The sequence below is a fragment of the Pseudoalteromonas sp. '520P1 No. 423' genome (assembly GCF_001269985.1).
Classification (GTDB): Bacteria; Pseudomonadota; Gammaproteobacteria; order Enterobacterales; family Alteromonadaceae; genus Pseudoalteromonas.
Map to the genome: position 1 here is coordinate 3,105,190 of NZ_BBZB01000001.1, position 18,451 is coordinate 3,123,640.

The 18,451-nt window shown below is 35.4% G+C and carries 16 protein-coding genes; 8 read left to right on the forward strand and 8 right to left on the reverse strand.

Annotated elements, in window-relative coordinates; translation table 11 throughout:
- Positions 1 to 18: 18 nt before the first annotated feature.
- Complete coding sequence (ffh, locus tag PSA_RS14155) at positions 19 to 1,410, reverse strand: signal recognition particle protein (RefSeq protein ID WP_042142204.1); 1,392 nt, start codon at positions 1,408 to 1,410, stop codon at positions 19 to 21.
- A gap of 225 nt (positions 1,411 to 1,635) precedes the next feature.
- On the opposite strand from ffh, the gene PSA_RS14160 reads away from it, so the two are divergent.
- Both PSA_RS14160 and PSA_RS14165 read left to right on the forward strand, forming a co-directional pair.
- A complete protein-coding gene (locus PSA_RS14160) occupies positions 1,636 to 2,442 on the forward strand; it encodes an inner membrane protein YpjD (protein WP_042142206.1) in 807 nt (268 codons plus the stop codon).
- Between the two features lie 62 nt (positions 2,443 to 2,504).
- Positions 2,505 to 3,776, forward strand: a complete 1,272-nt coding sequence (locus tag PSA_RS14165) for an HlyC/CorC family transporter (protein WP_042142208.1) — start codon at positions 2,505 to 2,507, stop codon at positions 3,774 to 3,776.
- Between the two features lie 66 nt (positions 3,777 to 3,842).
- Here PSA_RS14165 and PSA_RS14170 read toward each other — a convergent pair whose 3' ends face one another.
- Entirely contained in the window at positions 3,843 to 4,466 is a 624-nt protein-coding gene (locus tag PSA_RS14170) for a transglycosylase SLT domain-containing protein (RefSeq protein WP_042142210.1), read from the reverse strand.
- A 161-nt stretch (positions 4,467 to 4,627) separates the two neighbouring features.
- Positions 4,628 to 6,202, reverse strand: a complete 1,575-nt coding sequence (gshA, locus tag PSA_RS14175) for a glutamate--cysteine ligase (protein ID WP_042142212.1) — start codon at positions 6,200 to 6,202, stop codon at positions 4,628 to 4,630.
- A gap of 290 nt (positions 6,203 to 6,492) precedes the next feature.
- On the opposite strand from gshA, the gene PSA_RS14180 reads away from it, so the two are divergent.
- Both PSA_RS14180 and PSA_RS14185 read left to right on the forward strand, forming a co-directional pair.
- On the forward strand, positions 6,493 to 6,657 hold the full coding sequence (locus PSA_RS14180; protein ID WP_231665264.1) for a transposase: 165 nt from the start codon (positions 6,493 to 6,495) through the stop codon (positions 6,655 to 6,657).
- 97 nt (positions 6,658 to 6,754) lie between these two features.
- Positions 6,755 to 7,165, forward strand: coding sequence for a DUF4124 domain-containing protein (locus tag PSA_RS14185; protein ID WP_042142214.1), 411 nt, complete (start codon positions 6,755 to 6,757; stop codon positions 7,163 to 7,165).
- Positions 7,166 to 7,200: 35 nt separating this feature from the next.
- Here PSA_RS14185 and clpB read toward each other — a convergent pair whose 3' ends face one another.
- From clpB to rluD, 3 genes are all read right to left on the reverse strand, one after another.
- Positions 7,201 to 9,777, reverse strand: coding sequence for an ATP-dependent chaperone ClpB (gene clpB, locus PSA_RS14190; RefSeq protein ID WP_042142217.1), 2,577 nt, complete (start codon positions 9,775 to 9,777; stop codon positions 7,201 to 7,203).
- A gap of 139 nt (positions 9,778 to 9,916) precedes the next feature.
- Positions 9,917 to 10,651 carry a peptidoglycan editing factor PgeF gene (pgeF, locus tag PSA_RS14195; RefSeq protein ID WP_042142219.1) on the reverse strand — a complete coding sequence of 245 codons (735 nt, stop codon included), beginning with the start codon at positions 10,649 to 10,651 and terminating at the stop codon, positions 9,917 to 9,919.
- Positions 10,652 to 10,696: 45 nt separating this feature from the next.
- Entirely contained in the window at positions 10,697 to 11,674 is a 978-nt protein-coding gene (gene rluD / locus PSA_RS14200) for a 23S rRNA pseudouridine(1911/1915/1917) synthase RluD (protein ID WP_042142221.1), read from the reverse strand.
- A gap of 135 nt (positions 11,675 to 11,809) precedes the next feature.
- Here rluD and PSA_RS14205 point away from each other — a divergent pair, with 135 nt between their 5' ends.
- The gene (locus tag PSA_RS14205; RefSeq protein WP_042142223.1) at positions 11,810 to 12,559 is read left to right on the forward strand and encodes an outer membrane protein assembly factor BamD; all 750 of its coding nucleotides are present in this window, start codon (positions 11,810 to 11,812) and stop codon (positions 12,557 to 12,559) included.
- A gap of 330 nt (positions 12,560 to 12,889) precedes the next feature.
- A complete protein-coding gene (locus tag PSA_RS14210; protein WP_042142225.1) occupies positions 12,890 to 13,333 on the forward strand; it encodes a GNAT family N-acetyltransferase in 444 nt (147 codons plus the stop codon).
- Between the two features lie 65 nt (positions 13,334 to 13,398).
- Here the strand turns inward: PSA_RS14210 and PSA_RS14215 are convergent, their stop codons facing one another.
- Positions 13,399 to 14,550: a Na/Pi symporter gene (locus PSA_RS14215; protein ID WP_042142227.1), complete on the reverse strand. Its 1,152-nt coding sequence runs from the start codon at positions 14,548 to 14,550 to the stop codon at positions 13,399 to 13,401.
- Positions 14,551 to 14,933: 383 nt separating this feature from the next.
- Between PSA_RS14215 and PSA_RS14220 the strand changes: the two genes are divergently transcribed.
- A complete protein-coding gene (locus PSA_RS14220; RefSeq protein ID WP_042142229.1) occupies positions 14,934 to 15,155 on the forward strand; it encodes a hypothetical protein in 222 nt (73 codons plus the stop codon).
- Positions 15,156 to 15,235: 80 nt separating this feature from the next.
- Positions 15,236 to 16,033: a ribonuclease H family protein gene (locus PSA_RS14225; RefSeq protein WP_042142231.1), complete on the forward strand. Its 798-nt coding sequence runs from the start codon at positions 15,236 to 15,238 to the stop codon at positions 16,031 to 16,033.
- Between the two features lie 164 nt (positions 16,034 to 16,197).
- Here the strand turns inward: PSA_RS14225 and PSA_RS14230 are convergent, their stop codons facing one another.
- Positions 16,198 to 18,270, reverse strand: coding sequence for a M13 family metallopeptidase (locus PSA_RS14230; protein ID WP_042142232.1), 2,073 nt, complete (start codon positions 18,268 to 18,270; stop codon positions 16,198 to 16,200).
- Positions 18,271 to 18,451: the final 181 nt, after the last annotated feature.

The following is an 18,451-nucleotide window of genomic DNA, read 5'->3' on the forward strand; positions in this document are numbered from 1 at the left end:
TTAAATAACTTTTATAATTTAAAATTTTGGACCGCCAATGCCGCCCATACCACCACCCATACCTGGTGGCATCATATTTTTCATTCCGCGCATCATTTTCATCATGCCGCCTTTGCCTTTCATCTTTTTCATCATTTTTTGCATTTGTGTAAACTGTTTTAATAGCTTATTTATCTCTTGTACCGTAGTACCAGAACCAGCCGCTATACGTTTTTTACGTGAACCTTTAATGATTTCAGGACGAATGCGCTCTTTAACTGTCATAGAGTTAATAATCGCTTCCATTTGGTTAAATGTTTTATCACCCATTTGACTTTTAGCGGCATCAGGCAAATTAGCCATACCCGGCAATTTATCCATCATAGACATCATACCGCCCATGTTTTTCATCTGTCTAAGCTGCTCAGCAAAATCTTCTAAAGTAAATCCATCACCTTTGAGAACTTTATTAGCAACTTTTGCAGCTTGCTCTTTATCTACTTTCATCTCGACTTGTTCGATTAATGAAAGTACATCACCCATGCCTAAAATACGAGAAGCGATTCTATCTGGATGGAAAGGTTCTAGCGCATCAACTTTTTCACCCGCACCGATAAATTTAATTGGCTTACCTGTGATATGACGAATTGATAAAGCTGCACCACCACGGGCATCACCATCAGTTTTTGTCAAGATCACGCCGGTTAATGGCAAAGCATTACCAAATACTTTAGCTGTATTGGCAGCATCTTGACCTGTCATAGCATCAACAACAAATAATGTTTCAACTGGGTTTACAGCATTATGTAAGGCTTTAATTTCATCCATCATATCTTCATCAACATGAAGACGACCCGCAGTATCTACAATAACAACTTCAATAAATTTACGTTTTGCGTAAGCAATTGCGTCATTAACAATATCAACAGGCTTTTGTGAAATATCACTCGGAAAAAATTCCGCAGAAACTTCTTGAGCTAAAGTTTCTAATTGTTTTATTGCTGCTGGACGATATACATCAGCACTGACAACCAAAACAGATTTCTTTTTTCTTTCAATTAAAAACTTAGAAAGCTTAGCAACACTGGTTGTTTTACCAGCACCTTGAAGACCTGCCAACATAACCACTGCTGGTGGTTGGGCATTAAGGTTTAACTCTTCATTCGCTTCACCCATGGCTTTTTCAAGCTCATCTTGAACAATTTTTACAAAAATCTGTCCAGGGGTTAAACTTTTAGTTACTTCTGTACCAACGGCACGTTCTTTTACTGTTTTAACAAACTCGCGAACAACAGGTAAAGCAACATCAGCCTCTAACAACGCCATGCGCACTTCACGCAAAGTCTCTTTTATATTATCTTCAGTTAGACGACCACGGCCTCTTATATTGTTTAAGGTTTTGCCTAATCGTTCCTGTAAGTTTTCAAACATTAAAAATCGTCCGTTCAAAATTCTAAATTATTTTCGATTATACCTCAGATAACACAGTATAAAACAGCGTTGATTTTAAATATCTATCAATATCCTTGGATAAGTATCAAATTTTTAGCAAGCAAATTCATTTATATTGATTTAACCTCTATTAAATTCATCACGGTTAAAATACAATAAGAACATAATATTATTGAATATAGGGCTTTGCCCTACGGTATTAATATGCTTGTGAATAGCCTTACCTTTATTGCATTTTTTTTCTACGCCTTAGCAAGTAGTCATGTTGTTGCGCGCCTATTTCATAAAGATGGACCAAATAAAAAACTCACTTTACTTACAAGCACAGTGGCTATTTTATCTCATATGGCTTTATTGGTTAATTTGGTATTTACTGAAAGCGGCCAAGATTTAAGCCTAGTGAATATTTCTTTGTTGATCTGTTGGATAATTGTTGTTTCTATTACAACTGTATCATTACGCTATCCAGCAACCTTATTATTACCTGTTGTATATGGCTTTGCTGCAATATTATTAATTATTAGCTTATTTCTCCCACATCATATTATTTTAAAATCGATTAATATCGATATCGCTTTAGTCACGCATATCTCACTGTCTTTCTTAGCTTACTGTATCTTGATTATTGCTACGCTGTACGCTATACAGTTTTACTTTATAAACAAAAGATTAAAACAAAAAGACTTATCAATTGCATATAGTCACCTTCCACCATTAATGGTTGTTGAAAGACAACTTTATCAGCTTGTTACTGTTGGCACTTTATTACTCACTATTGCACTCGCTACTGGGTTTATATTTCTTGAGAATATGTTCAGCAAGGACTTTATTCATAAAACCATACTCTCTATTTTAGCCTGGTGTTGTTTTGTTGCTGTTGCATGGGGACATAAATATCGAGGATGGCGTGGTAAAAGCAGTATTATAACAACAATGTTTGCTGCTTTTATGTTAACTATGGCCTATTTTGGCAGCCGATTTGTGAAAGAAGTTTTATTATATCAATTTTAGCTTGACTATAGTTACGAGCTAAGACTTAATACCTATTCTATATTAAATAAAAGGATCCCTAGTTGGACGCCATATCTACAAGTACGCTATTTATCACATTAGCAGTGCTTATACTTATTTCAGGCTATTTTTCTGGCTCTGAAACTGGATTAATGTCACTTAATCGCTACCGCCTACGCCACTTAGAAAAACAAAACCATAAAAGTGCCAAGCGTGTTAGTAAACTTCTTGAAAGACCTGATAGATTAATAGGTTTAATTCTTATAGGTAATAACCTAGTTAATATTGCAGCTTCGTCTGTAGCTACTATTATAGGTATGCGACTGATTGGCGATAGTATTACTGGAGTAGCAGTTACAACTATTGTTTTAACACTCGTAGTATTAATATTCGCTGAAGTTACCCCTAAAACCTTAGCTGCCCTGCATCCTGAAAAAGTGGCATTTCCAAGCTCTTGGATTTTAAACATATTATTAAAAATATTGTTCCCAGTAGTGATTGTGGTTAATTGGATCACAAATGGCTTACTTAAATTGTTTGGGATCAGTGCAGATAAAATAGAACAACATAGCTTAAGTAAAGAAGAGCTAAAAACAGTTGTGAACGAATCAGGTGCTATGCTGCCTGAAAGACATCAAAATATGCTTGTTTCTATTTTAGATTTAGAGCAAGTAAAAGTAGAAGATATTATGATCCCACGAAATGAAATTGTGGGAATTGATATCAATGATGATTTTAAAACGATTTTAAAACAGTTATCTCATGCACAGCATACTCGTGTATTACTTTATAGAGATCAAATAGATGATGTTGTTGGTTTTATTCATTCTAGAGACGCATTAAGGCTATTAACAAAAGAGCAATTTACAAAAGATTCATTATTACGTGCAGTAAGAGATATTTATTACGTACCTGAGGGAACATCTCTTAATACACAACTATTTAAGTTTCAACAAAGTAAAGAGCGCATAGGTTTAGTTGTTGATGAATACGGTGATATACAAGGCTTAGTTACCCTAGAAGATATCTTAGAAGAAGTGGTTGGCGATTTCACAACAACTATGACGCGTACTCCTAGTGAAGAAATTCATTCGCAAAAGGATGGTACTTTCATCATAGATGGCAGTGCAAACATTCGTGATTTAAACAAAGAGATGAACTGGAGCTTCCCTACTGACGGTCCAAAAACATTAAGCGGATTAATTGTTGAGTATTTAGAAGAAATTCCAGAAGCGAATGTCAGCATTCGTTTAGCGGGTTATCCGATTGAAATTATAGAAGTAAAAGAAAACACTGTAAAACTTGCAAAAGTATTACCTGAACATAAAATCTAACATTTCAGAAAATAAACACTAAAAAGCCGAATATCACTATTCGGCTTTTTTATAATTATTAATTCTTTAACCAAAAAAGAAACGGCTAAACCAGCCTCTACCTAATTCATCTTCGCACTTTTTCAATTGCGCACCATATTTACTCGCGCGATGTTTTACCTTATTTGCAACTGGCATTAACCATTTTTTCTTTTTATAGGTGCCTCTACGGTACCCACCCCAGCCTTCATGATAATTAAGATATTGCGCATATGCATCCCATTTAGAAACGCCATTAATACGATGCGTTTGATAAACAAACCAACCCATAAAATCTATTGCATCATCAAAATCATCTCTATCTGCGCCGGAGTTTCCTGTTTTTTTGATATAGTCATCCCAAGTCATGGTTTTAGCTTGTGAGAAGCCATATGCAGAGCTTGCACGTCCGGTAGGAATAAAACCTAAAAAATACTCCATTGGAGGCTGAGCATCATGTCTAAATGAGCTTTCTTGATACATCATGCTCATTAAAACATGTTTTGGTGCGCCCCATTTATCTTGAGCGTCTTTAGACGCAAAATACCAATCGCGTTTTTCAGTAAAAATATCACAAATATTATTTGGATTTTCAGGAGGCGCAGAAGCGCAACCTGTTAATATGGCTACGCTTGAAACTAATAAGATGGGTAAAGTTAATTTTTTTTTCATTTTATTCAATTTTTTTTGAACTAATTAAAAAGAGCTTGGTCTGAATTTATGAACATTGTTTCATCCCTGAAGAATATTTAACGCAGCTGTTGTCGCTGCGTTTTTTTTTGCCAAAATATTCTATTACCAATTCCACTCGTTAAGCAGAATTGGGTTCAAGATTAATCTTTAAAATAATCTTTTAAGAATTCATCAAATGTCATTTTATCATTGTGTTCTATTTCTTGCTGTTTAACAAATGAATTTTGACTTTCTGAGTTTAAGTCAGACTCACTAAACTCAACATATTGATGTGACCTTAGCTGCTCATGGTATTGATTTGCTAAATCAAGTGCAAAACAACCGTTGTCTTTACCTGACGCTTTAAGCTCATTTATATATTGACCTGAAAGTGTTTTGCTTGGATCTTCAATAGACTGACTTAATTCAGAAATTGCTTGTTGATAATGAGATGTTTCGTGGGCATCATCAAGCCACTTAGCAACAAGTGCAAGCTGATCAAAAATATCTTTACCCCAGGTTTTGATAGAGACTTCTTCATTACCTTTAGTTAAAGTTAAATTAGGATCACGTCCTTGATTTACCACTTTGTCTAAATTGTTTTGACTGATATTTTGTTCGCTACAATTCATCTGCGGCGCATCATTTAACAAGCAATATAATAAAAATACATCTAAAAAGTAAATTTGCTGTAGGCTAATTCCTGTATCACTGAACGGATTAACATCAAGTGCACGTACTTCAATATATTCTATACCACCACGATTTAATGCATCTATCGGCGTTTCACCTGAATCGGCATTACGCTTAGGACGAATTGGCGAGTAAAATTCATTTTCAATCTGTAAAACATTACTATTTAACTGTTTTAATGAGCCATCTTCATTTGTGCCGATGTTACGGTATAACTCCGAATCAGTTGAGATTGCTTTTTTTAAGCCTTTTATGTATTCATCTAAATTATTGTAAGTTACTTTAAGCGCAGATTGCTCACTATTGGTATAACCTAAATCACCTAAGCGTAGTGCTGTGCCGAAAGGTAAATATAAACTGCCCTTACCTAGTTTGTCAAAAGGAAGCTTACTTTCTTTACCTTCTAAGAAAGAAGAACATAATGCCGGTGAGGCACCAAATAAATAACTTAACAGCCACAAGTCACGTTTAAAATTACGTATTAGACCTAAATAACCATCAGAAATGAAATCTTGTGACTTTGCGCTATCATCTTTTATTTTTTGTAAGCTAAGCCAAAATGACTTTGGGAATGAAATATTAAAATGCACACCTGCGATAGCTTGCATCATGCTGCCATAACGATTTTTCAAACCTTCTCTATATAAGGTTTTCATTTTACCGATATTAGAGCTGCCATAATCTGCTAAAGCAATTTCATCTTGATTTTTAATAAAGCAAGGCATGCTCATTGGCCATAAGACTTCGTTATCAAGTCTTGCCTGTGTAAACTTTTGAATATCTCTTAATTGATTTAAAGTACGCTCTGCATTATGTGTCGCAGGGGTGATAAACTCTAATAATGCTTCAGAAAAGTCAGTGGTAATATATTTATGTGTTAAAGCACTGCCAATACTTTTTGGGTGAGCATTTGAAGATAAACGACCTTCTTTGCTGATCCTTAAAGTCTCACGCTCTATACCTCGAGTGATCCCCAAGATACTTTTGCTGTTTTCTTCAAGGGAAAGCGCTGCTAAAGTCGATTTTAATAGCTGTTTTTTCAAAAATAAATCCTCAAACCTAAATGGCTTTGTACTTGCTTCTTGTTTTATGGGGGCATGAAAGTAATACTCAATAGCGCCGCGTTAAAATATTACTAAACAAAGCAAATTTAATGTTTTTAATTGTATCAAAAAATTACTATTTTGAATCTGAAATATTTAGTAATCATATAATTTTTAACAGCGCGTAGCGAAAATCTCGGGGGCTTGCCCCCGTCCTGGATAGTGCAGACTGAGCTTGCCTCAGTCTGTACTATCCATTACATGGAAATTCACATTATGTTTTCAGACTAATGTATCACTTTGTGTGGATACCTAAGTATCGACGCAAAGTATTTTCTGAGCCTTATCGTGAAGCGATGAAAACGATAATTCAAAAAATAGGTTACGATTACGACATCGATATAGTTGAATTGGATAAAAAAGGAGCTCACGGAAATCAGTTAGAACTCTTTTAAACTCGCTCGCTTGCGGCCGATTCTTTTAAATTTGTTGCTAAAATATAAATTAATTTTAATAATAACTAGGAAGGGATTTATTTTTGAGAAAAGGCAAATGAGCAAAGTAATCAAAGTGATGTTTATATTAATAAGCCTATTTTATATAAAAGCTTATAGTCAAACAATTACAGTATATAAATGGGTTGATAGCAAAGGTGTTGCTCACTTCTCATACATCATGCCTAAAAATGCAGACTACACCACATTTGAAATGAAGAAACCCCTACCTAAAAAAGAGAGTGATGCAACACAAGATGCTCAACAACACCTAAGCCTGTCTGATAAACTCACTGAACAATCACAAACGAATTGTAAAAACGCCCAAGACAACTTAAAAGTACTCTCAGAATATGCAAAAGTTAAGTTTGCTGATGACTCAGGCAAAGAGCGTATACTGTCAAATGAAGATAAAGCAGAATATAAAAAACAAGCAGAAAAACGTATTGCGCTTTTTTGTATTAAATAAAAAACGCAATATAGGTGTTTAACAGCGAAAAGGCTTTAATCTCTATTGATAATAAAACACCCATCTTTTACATCAATAGTAAATAAGGTGCCCTTTTTACTTTCACCTGCCAATAAAAATTGTGCCAGTGGGTTCTCAATTGATGACTGTATTGCACGCTTAAGTGGCCTTGCACCAAAAACAGGATCAAAGCCGGACTCTGCTAACTTAGACATCGCTTCATCGGTTAGAATTAGCTGATAATCTAAATCAGCCAACCTTTCACGTAAGTTTTGCAACTGAATATGTGCTATTTGTTTTATATGCTCATTAGCTAATGGGTGAAACACGACAGTTTCATCTATGCGATTTATAAATTCAGGTCTAAATTGACTTGCTAATACATCCATTAACGTCAACTTTAATTGTTGATAGTCTGCAGTATCTGTTTGTTCTTGTATTAGTTCAGAGCCTAAATTAGATGTCATTATGATTACAGTATTTTTAAAATCAACAGTACGGCCTTGGCCATCCGTTAACCGCCCATCATCTAGCACTTGTAGCAGTATATTAAATACATCAGGGTGCGCTTTTTCAACTTCATCTAACAAAATAACTGAATAAGGCCTTCTTCTTACCGCTTCTGTTAAATAACCCCCTTCTTCATAACCTACATAACCTGGTGGTGCACCCACTAAACGTGCCACTGAATGTTTTTCCATAAATTCAGACATATCAATACGCACCATGGCATCTTGGGTATCAAACATAAAATTGGCTAAGGTTTTTGTTAATTCAGTTTTACCGACCCCTGATGGCCCTAAAAATAAAAAAGAACCAATCGGGCGATTAGGATCGGATAACCCCGCTCTAGAACGCCTAATTGCATTTGAAACAGCTTCTACAGCTTCATCTTGACCAATCACATTTTCATGGAGCTGCTCTTCCATTTTTAATAATTTTTCTCTTTCACCTTGCAGCATTTTATTAATTGGGATCCCAGTCCAGCGAGATAAAATTTCTGCAATCTCACTTTCACCTACTTTATTTTTTAATAAACTCATATCTTGCATTTCTGCTTGTGAAGCAAGGTCGAGCTTATTTTCTAGTTCTGGAATTCTACCGTATTGTAATTCCGACATGCGCTGTAGATCACTGGCACGTCTGGCAACATCTAAATCAAGCCTAGCCTGTTCAAGTTCTGCTTTAATGACTTGCGTACCTTGTAAAGAGGCTTTTTCTGCAATCCAAACTTCATCTAATTCATTATATTGTCTGTCTAAAGCGATTATTTGATGTTTAATATCTTGTTGACGTTTTACGCTAGCATCATCATGCTCTTTTTCCAGTGCATTATCTTCAAGTTTAAGTTGAATAATTTTACGTTCTAATTTATCTAGTTCTTCTGGTTTAGAATCTATTTGCAATCGAATTGAAGAACCCGCTTCATCAATCAGATCAATTGCTTTATCAGGCAGTTGTCTATCTGAAATATATCTATGAGATAAAGTCGCTGCAGCAACAATCGCTGGATCGCTAATATCTACTGAGTGATGTAACTCATAACGCTCTTTTAAGCCTCGTAAAATGGCGATGGTATCTTCAACTGTAGGCTCTTGCACCAATACCTTTTGAAAGCGACGTTCTAATGCTGCATCTTTTTCAATATATTTACGATATTCATCTAATGTTGTTGCACCGACACAATGTAATTCGCCTCGCGCTAATGCAGGTTTTAACATATTTCCTGCATCCATAGCACCATCACTTTTACCTGCACCCACCATAGTATGAATTTCATCAATAAATAAAATTACCTGACCTTCTTCTTTTGATAATTCATTTAAAACAGACTTAAGTCTTTCTTCAAATTCACCTCTATATTTTGCACCCGCAACTAAAGCGCCTAAATCGAGAGATAATACACGTTTACCTTTTAGACCTTCAGGGACTTCACCATTTATGATCCTTTGGGCTAAACCTTCAGCAATGGCTGTTTTACCAACACCCGGTTCACCAATTAAAACAGGGTTATTTTTAGTTCTTCTTTGCAATACTTGCAATGTGCGACGAATTTCATCATCTCTTCCAATTACAGGGTCTAATTTCCCTTGTTCAGCACGTTCAGTTAAATCAACAGTAAATTTCTCGAGGGCTTGGCGATTGTCTTCCGCATTAGCGTCATCAACCTTTTGCCCACCTCTTATGGCTTGAATACCAGTTTCTACTTTACTTGCATTTATTTTGAGTGATTTAAAAATCTCGCCTAATGGGCCTTTATCTTCACATGCAGCTAATACAAATATTTCACTAGAAATAAACTTATCTTTTCTTTTTTGCGAATATTTATCACTCAAATTTAGCAAGTTGATCATATTTGATGATAATTGAACATCACCACCTACGCCTTCAACTTTAAATAGCTTTTCTATCGCTTGTGATAATTTAGTATTCATTTCATTAGGATTAACACCCGTTTGCACAAGTAAAGCTCGAATACTTGAACCTGTTTGTTGTAGCAAGGCATACATTAAATGCACAGGTTCTAAAAATTGATGGTCTCGGCCTAATGCAAGAGATTGTGCATCTGATAATGCAGCTTGTAATTTACTGGTCAGTCGGTCTAAACGCATTGTTAGCCTCTAAAAATCTATTTTCGGTAACTACACTATTTATGGGTATTATTGTTTGAATGTTCAAGGTTAAAGAGGAGTGATTTTGACTTGTTTCAATATTTTATTAACGAAATGATTAAATATTTATGAGCGTTATTTAGTTTTCAATCCAGATCAGGCTTGCCATACGCCCAGTTTGGTTATCTCTTCTATAGGAATAAAATAGCTCAGGATCATCATAAGTACAGCGCTGCTCACTGCTGATATGTGAAATACCTAATTGAATAAGCAATTGTTGAGCTAATACAAAAATATCAGCAAGAAATTTACCATTTTTTTGAGGCTTAAAACCCAATAGGTGATTTATATTTAATTTTGAGAATGCATCAATAACATCCTGGCCAACTTCAAATCTTTCAGGACCAATCGCAGGGCCTAACCACGCTTTTATATCTGAGGGGTTACAATCAAAACATGCCACAGTGTTATTTATGATGCCACCAGCAAGCCCTCGCCAACCACCATGGATTGCTGCTATTTGACTGCCTTTTTCATCAGTCAGTAAAATAGGCAAACAATCTGCCGTCATAATAGCCAAAGGTATATTTTTTTCTTTGGTAAATAGCGCATCAGCCTGTTCAACGATGTTTAAATCAGTTTTTGAATTAACTTCAATGACTTTATTACTATGTATTTGCTCTAACCAAACAGCACTACAAGGAAGTTGCTCATGTAATAACGCACGATTAGTTAAAATATCATTTGGATTATCATTTACATGATATGCAATATTGAAACTATCAAAAGGCGGTTTAGAAACACCACCTTTTCGAGTTGTTGTAAAAGATTTAATATTTTTAGGAGTTATCCAAGCTGTAGAGATACATGCCATTAATTCAACTCCTTATCGTATTGACGACGCAATACGATTTTTTAATTAAAAGTCTTTTTGAGGGTTTTGCTTAGTATCTTCACGCAGTGCAAGTGTTAATTGAACCATATCATCAGGAATAGGCGCTTCCCAACTCATAATCTCACCTGAAATAGGATGTTCTAATGTTAACATAACGGCATGTAGCGCTTGACGTCTAAAGGTTTTAAGCACATCAGAAAGCTCTGGTGTTGCTTTTTTAGGTGGACGAGGACGACCACTATAAACAATATCACCCACTAATGAATGATCTAAATATGCCATGTGCACACGAATTTGATGTGTACGACCAGTTTCAAGACGTAAACGTAAACGTGTATGTGCTCGATATTTTTCAGCTACTCTATAATGCGTTATCGCAGGTTTACCATCTAAAACCACCGCCATATGAGTACGTTTTGTCGCATGACGGCCAATTGGCTCATCCACCATACCACCGCCAGTCATAGTACCAAGACAAATTGCTTCATATTCACGGGTAAAATTAACACGCGCTTGTAAATTTGCAACAAGATACGTTTGTGCCGGAATCGTTTTAGCAACAACCATTAATCCTGAAGTATCTTTATCAAGACGGTGAACAATACCTGCTCGTGGAACATTTTTTATTTCAGGGTAACGATATAATAATGCATTTAATAAAGTACCATTAGGATTACCAGCACCTGGATGCACAACTAAACCAACAGGTTTATTTACAACTAAAATATCATCATCTTCATAAACAACATCAATATCTATGTTTTGTGCTTCATATTCTCTTTGCTCTTCAATTTGAGCTTCGATAGCAACTTTTTCACCACCAAGTAACTTTTCTCTTGGTATGTTTAAAGTTTCGCCATCTATTTGCACCATATCATCTAAAATCCACGTTTTTATACGCGAACGTGAATAATCAGGGAACAATTGCGCTAATATTTGGTCTAGACGTTTGCCACCAAGTTCAAAAGGAACTTCAGCGGTTAAAGAAATTTGCTCTGCCATTTGTCAGTTTTACCTAAATTTACCAGTGCAAGCTGCCGCTGACTGGGGTAGAATCGCTTAATTGGTATAGTTTACTCGTTTTTAACGATTTGGCCTAGCCTATGCCGACGTTATTAAGAATAAGGTAAAAAATAAATGATAAATACAATGGGAAAACGTGCTTTTAGTATCGCTTTGATACTTTCAACACTAAGTGCATGTTCATCAAAACCAGAACAAAAAGAAATTGAACGTGTGCCAAACAAATCTGCACAAGCTTTATATTTAGATGCAAAACAGACCTTAGACTCTGGTTTGTATGTACGTGCAATTGAATTATTGAGTGCTATTGACTCTAGATATCCATTTGGACCTATGTCAAAACAAGTGCAAATGGATTTAATTTTTGCATACTATCAATCAAACAATGTGGCTCAATCATTAGCTAATATAGATAGATTTGTGCGCTTAAATCCAAACCATAAAGATCTAGATTATATGTACTACATGCGTGGTTTAGTAAATATAAAAGCTGATGAAAATGCATTCCAAGAATATTTTGGGGTGGATCGCGCTGATAGAGATCCAAAAAAGACCCGAGAAGCATTTAAAGACTTAAGCACTTTAGTTAAACGCTTCCCGCAAAGTCACTATACTCCTGAAGCAAAAAAACGCTTAGGTTGGTTATTAAATAAAATGGCACGTTATGAAATTAAAGTAGCTGATTATTATTATGAGCGAGAAGCCTATTTAGCTGCTGCTAACCGTGGAAAATATGTTGTAGAGCACTTTTCACAAAGCAGCTACACCAATGAAGCACTTGAAATGATGGTTAAAAGCTATGATAAGTTAGGATTAACTGAGCTTAGTAAAAATGCACAATTAACGCTGAATTTAAATAAGTAACTATTAATTTAAATTCAAAACAGGGAGCTTATGCTCCCTTTTTTATATCGATACCAATTCCATCAATTAAATTTACATTCAGAGCCTCTGAGGTTTAGAATTCTTGGCAAATCTTAAACTAGAAACCCTAAAAGGCTTCTGTTAGGCGATTTTTACGGCGTTATTGATTTTGAAAAGGCAATAACCATTTTCTGTAAGCAATGCCTTACCTCCATGGATGGAGGTACTTAGGTTATGTTTGGAACGTATAACCTGTGTCTAAATCGCTTTGAACTCCCACTGAACGCATATTTTATAAACGGGACTGGTATTAAAATAAAATGAGGACATATGAAGATAAGAAAAGGTCAAATAAGTGATTTACAATCATTAGTTAATTTTAATCAAGCCATGGCACTTGAAACAGAAGGCCAGTCATTAGATACCGATAAACTCACCTTAGGCGTACAAACTTTACTAAATACACCTGAAAAAGGGCTTTATTTAGTTGCCCAGATAGATAATGACATTGTAGGGTCTCTTATGGTTACTTTTGAATGGAGTGATTGGAGGGCCAAAGATTATTATTGGATCCAAAGTGTGTATATTCGCCCTGAAAATAGACGACAGGGCATTTATACAAAACTATACCAAGCAGTAAAAGATTTAGCTCACGAGCAAGGCGGTGCAGCAAGCTTTAGGCTTTATGTAGAAAAAGAAAATACTTCAGCACAAAATACTTATAGAGCACTCGGTATGGAACAAAGCTATTATTTAATGTACGAAGAAAAATAATTAGTTTTTTCCATAAAAAAGGCGCTGTTAAATTAATAACAGCGCCTTTTCAATTTATTTAATCGTTATTTAACTAAAAACACCATCAGACCAGGGATAATAAAGAAACTACCTGCTACATAAAGTAAAGCTAATAATTTATTTTCAGTTCCTACGACAGCCAGTTTTTCAGCTGCTTTAATTGGTAAATCACGTAAGAAAGGTAAGCCATAAATTAATGCAACTGCAAATACATTAAACAGTAAGTGAACCAAAGCAATAGTCAGTGCCACTTCACTTGCAGCACCTGATATCGACGTTGCCGCAAGTAATGCTGTGATTGTTGTGCCAATGTTAGCACCTAACGTAAATGGGTAAATTTGTTTTGTCGTAAATACACCACTACCCGCTAATGGGATCATTAAGCTCGTTGTTGTTGATGATGATTGTACCATAATCGTTACCGCAGTACCTGACGTGATACCTGCAACTGGACCACGACCGATTGCATTGTGCAAAATTGTTTTAGCACGCCCTACCATAACTTTACGTAATACTTTTCCAAGTGACGTTACAGATACAAGAATAATAAAAATACCCACAACAACCATAGCTAAACCTAAGTTAGAACCAGGAATAAAATCTAATGTATCTTTAATAAAAGAAACTGTCGGTTTTGTTAAAGGTTTAATAAAGTTAAAGCTTTTTATCGACATATCAGTATCACCTACAAAGAAGTGAGATAAATACTGAGCGACATTTTGTAAGAAACCAAATGCAATTTCTAATGGTAAGAAGATGACCACAGCTAGTAAATTAAAGAAATCATGAACGGTTGCAGCACTAAAAGCACGTTTAAATTCTTCTTTATCACGTACATGGCCTACGCTTACAATTGTATTTGTAATGGTTGTACCAATATTTGCACCCATTACCATAGGAATTGCAATGCTAATTGGTAAACCACCTGCAACTAAGCCAACAATCACTGATGTGACTGTTGATGATGATTGCACAAGTGCAGTCGCTAACGCACCTAATAACAATGCAATAAAAGGGTTCGTTGCAAATTCAAATATTTCTTTGGCACCTTCAGTACCACCAGAGAATAATTTAAAACCACTGCTTACAGTCCCTACGGCAACAAGCACCATATACACAAAAAATGCAACTGCAGCCCAATTAAAAACCTTTTTACTCATAGATACATCTGTCAATTGTTCAGTTCTACTACTCATACTACACCTGTTTTCAACCGCCCCAATTATGACGATTTAATTAAATTTTTATGACCAGCGCATTTAACCAAAGGTTTATGACAGAAATATTACAGTTAGATATTAAAAGATCCTTTTTTGAAAAAAATTACAATTCCCAACAAAATCCAACACTATTATTCACCTTTTTTACTTATACTTATACCATTTAGTTAATTAACTGATTACTCAGCGGGAATTTAAAGCGCTTTTAGCAAAGCATTGGTTGTAGACAATGGTTATTCCCTTATCAATATCAATAACGCAGCGTAAAGGGCTTTGAAACCCGCCTAAAAGGAAATTCTGAGTGGTACTTAATTATCGGAATCGGTATGACTGACAAACTTTAAAGGAGAAAATGTAAAATGAAAAATTCAATTAAGTTATTTAGCCTAATTATATTGAGCATTCAATTAACTGCATGTGCTCAAGATCCTTTTTGGATAATAAGAGCAGTTGAAGCTCAAAAAGAACTCGCCAGTAATTGTAAAGCCGGCACAATTAAACAAATGCGCGCTTGTAGCTTAGAGAAAGAGCAACAAGTAACTCAAATCACTAGAAATATAGATAATGCTAAAAAACACTAAATACAGCTTTGACAACTTCGCTTTTTAAGACAAAATACCTAAGACATTAATGTTAAACATATCCCTAAGGTATCAAATTCGTGGCAAAGAAATTTTATGTAGTATGGCAAGGTAGAAAAACCGGTATTTTTAATGATTGGGCCACGTGTAAGCAACAAATTGAAAAGTACTCTGGTGCACAATACAAATCTTTCCCCACTTTAGATGAAGCTCAAGAGGCTTTTTCAAGTTCTTCATCTAGTAATAGTACAGCTAAAAGTGCCAGTGGCACCACTGCAAATGGCCCAAAGAAACGTATTAATACAAATGGCGTTAAAACATACACAGCCAAAGAAATTGATGCTATGGATATCAATACTAAAATATATACCGATGGTGGCTGTGAGCCAAACCCTGGCAAAGCAGGCTCAGGCATAGCGGTATATCGCGATGAAAAAATAGATGAACTTTGGTACGGTTTATTTAATTCATATGGGACTAATAATACAGCTGAATTAAATGCGCTACATTACGCAATGCGTATAGCCGATCATGAAAGCAAACAAGGCAAAAGCATCGCTATTTTTTGTGATTCAAAGTATTCAATTCAATGCATTACACAATGGGCAGCTGGCTGGCAGAAAAAAGGTTGGAAAAAGCCATCTGGTGAAATCAAAAATCTTGAACTTATTAAACAAATGTTTGCTTTATACAGTGCGATTAAAAGTAAAGTACAGATTTTACATGTAAATGGTCACGTTGGCGTTGAAGGCAATGAGTTAGCGGATCGTATGTCTATTATCGCAATAGACAAAAGGGAAGAAGGCTTTAAACTTTATAATGAAGATAAAAGTAAACCTATCAATTTAAAAGCTTTATTATCTTTACGTAATGGTTAAATCACTTAAAAAATGATTTTTATCTGTTAGATTCACGATAAAACACTTTGGGAATCACACTCTTTATTTATCTCATTTAGCGAGTAAAAAAGGAAGCATACACTTCCTTTTACATTACTGTTTTTGCCACAGAGTGGTTTAAATAAAACCACTCGGTAGGTTTATTACCAAATTTTCACGCGTTTCTCAGGTGCGATATACATAGCATCGCCTTTCTTGATATCAAATGCTTCATAGAATTCATTCATATTAGAAAGTGAACCAAGCGCTCTAAACTCACCTGGTGAATGCGGGTCAGTTGCTACGCGATTACGCATTGACGCTTCTACAATTTTTGAACGCCAAATTTGCGCATAACCCATAAAGAACCTTTGATCGCCCGTTAAGCCATCAATTACCGGTGCTTCTTGACCATTTAAAGATGCTTTATAAGCTTTGTATGCGATAGTCACACCAGATAAATCACCGATGTTCTCACCTAATGTTAATTCACCATTAACTGTTAAGTCTTCAAATACATGATACTTACTATATTGATCAACTAAAGACTTAGTACGTTTAGCAAACTCAGCTAAATCTTGCTCAGACCACCAGTTACGTAAATTACCCTCTGCATCATATTTACTGCCTTGATCATCAAACCCGTGACCCATTTCGTGACCAATTACCGCACCAATACCGCCATAGTTAACTGCATCATCTGCTGCCATATTAAAGAATGGAGGTTGTAAAATTGCAGCAGGAAATACGATTTCATTGACTGTAGGGTTATAGTAAGCATTCACTGTTTGTGGGGTCATACCCCACTCCCATTTACGAATAGGTCCACCTAATTTTTCTAATTGTTTTTTATGACCTAATTTTGCTGAGCGCATAATATTGCCAACAAGATCGTCAGCTTTAATTTCAAGCTCTGAATAATCCTCCCACTTATCTGGGTAACCAATTTTTGGTGTGAAAGCGGCTAATTTAACATGTGCTGACTTTTTAGTATCTTCAGACATCCATTCTAAATCAGTGATACTTTCACCATAAGAAGAACGTAAATTTTCAACTAACGTGCTCATACGAGACTTAGCTTCAGCAGTAAAGTGACGCCCAACATATACTTTACCAATCACTTCACCTAAATTGCTATTTACCACACTTACACCACGTTTCCATTGTGGGCGCTGTTCTTTGCGACCGCTCAATTGCTTAGAAAAGAAGTCAAAGTTTTCATTATCTAAGTCAGCAGTTAAATAGCCCGCTCCTGCACTTAATGCATGGAAAGTTAAATATGCTTGCCAATCAGCAATACTGGTATCAGCAAATATGTCACCAAAACCTTTAACAAAATCAGGTTGATTGATAATAATATCTTTTTGTGCTGCAACGCCTTGCGCTTCTAAGTAAAGGTCCCAGTTAAATTTATCTGTGATCGTATTTAAATTTGCTGTTTCAAATTTATTATAGCGTTTTTCGCTGTCACGGGTTTGAACACGTGTCCAATGAAAATCAGCTAATTTGGTTTCAAGCGCCATAATGGTTTTTGCTGCAGCTGCACCGTCTTTTAACCCAGCTAACACAAACATTTTTTCAATATGAGCAACATAACCTTCACGTAATTTCGCGTAGCGTTCGGTTTCATTAAAGTAATAATCTTTATCCGGTAAACCTAAACCATTTTGCCAGATATGTGTTGCATAACGACTTGAGTCTTTTGCATCAACACTAATATAAAATGCTAATGGATTATTAATGCCTATCTTTTGTGTTTCACCAAAGAATGTTGCTAATGTATTTTTGTCTTTTAGATTTGTAATTTGATCTAAAATGGCTTGAACTGGTTTAATGCCAGCAGCATTTCTTGCCTCAGTATCCATGTAAGAACGGAATAAATCAGCTACTTTTTGCTCATCAGTACCAAACTTTAGATCTTTTGTTGCTGCTAATTCTTCAATAATGGCTTTTACATCATTATCTGCTTTATCACGTAAATCATAAAAAGATCCGATTGCAGTCTTGTCACCTGGAATTTCAGTATTTTTTAGCCAGCCACCATTAATATGCTGATAAAAGTTATCTTGTGCACGAACACTTGTGTCCATATTTGCTTTTTCAATACCAGAAGCTAAAGCCGTTTTTTTTATTTCTGTTGGCGCTGTTTTAGCTGTTTGTGTTGAAGTGCTTGTTTCATTACAAGCAGCTACAAATAATAAAGATGTGCATAATGCACCTGTTATTATATTTTTCATTGCAATTCCCATGGCGTTTTTATTTATGAATACATTTATTAACAATTGATCATAATGATGCACTCTTCCAATTACCATAGTAAGACACATCTGTTTACATTATTAGTTAAATTTGGCTGTAAGCATAGTGTGACAACGTGTAAATTCACAAACTAAAAAGACCCCATAAGGAGCCTTTTAT

Coding starts and splice junctions, on each gene's coding strand:
- PSA_RS14180 (WP_231665264.1), top strand. CDS start 6,493: ATGTATCACTTTGTGTGGATACCTAAGTATCGACGCAAAGTATTTTCT.
- PSA_RS14215 (WP_042142227.1), bottom strand. CDS start 14,550: ATGAGTAGTAGAACTGAACAATTGACAGATGTATCTATGAGTAAAAAG.
- clpB (WP_042142217.1), bottom strand. CDS start 9,777: ATGCGTTTAGACCGACTGACCAGTAAATTACAAGCTGCATTATCAGAT.
- pgeF (WP_042142219.1), bottom strand. CDS start 10,651: ATGGCATGTATCTCTACAGCTTGGATAACTCCTAAAAATATTAAATCT.
- PSA_RS14220 (WP_042142229.1), top strand. CDS start 14,934: ATGAAAAATTCAATTAAGTTATTTAGCCTAATTATATTGAGCATTCAA.
- PSA_RS14210 (WP_042142225.1), top strand. CDS start 12,890: ATGAAGATAAGAAAAGGTCAAATAAGTGATTTACAATCATTAGTTAAT.
- PSA_RS14185 (WP_042142214.1), top strand. CDS start 6,755: ATGAGCAAAGTAATCAAAGTGATGTTTATATTAATAAGCCTATTTTAT.
- rluD (WP_042142221.1), bottom strand. CDS start 11,674: ATGGCAGAGCAAATTTCTTTAACCGCTGAAGTTCCTTTTGAACTTGGT.
- PSA_RS14205 (WP_042142223.1), top strand. CDS start 11,810: ATGATAAATACAATGGGAAAACGTGCTTTTAGTATCGCTTTGATACTT.
- ffh (WP_042142204.1), bottom strand. CDS start 1,410: ATGTTTGAAAACTTACAGGAACGATTAGGCAAAACCTTAAACAATATA.
- PSA_RS14160 (WP_042142206.1), top strand. CDS start 1,636: ATGCTTGTGAATAGCCTTACCTTTATTGCATTTTTTTTCTACGCCTTA.
- PSA_RS14170 (WP_042142210.1), bottom strand. CDS start 4,466: ATGAAAAAAAAATTAACTTTACCCATCTTATTAGTTTCAAGCGTAGCC.
- PSA_RS14230 (WP_042142232.1), bottom strand. CDS start 18,270: ATGAAAAATATAATAACAGGTGCATTATGCACATCTTTATTATTTGTA.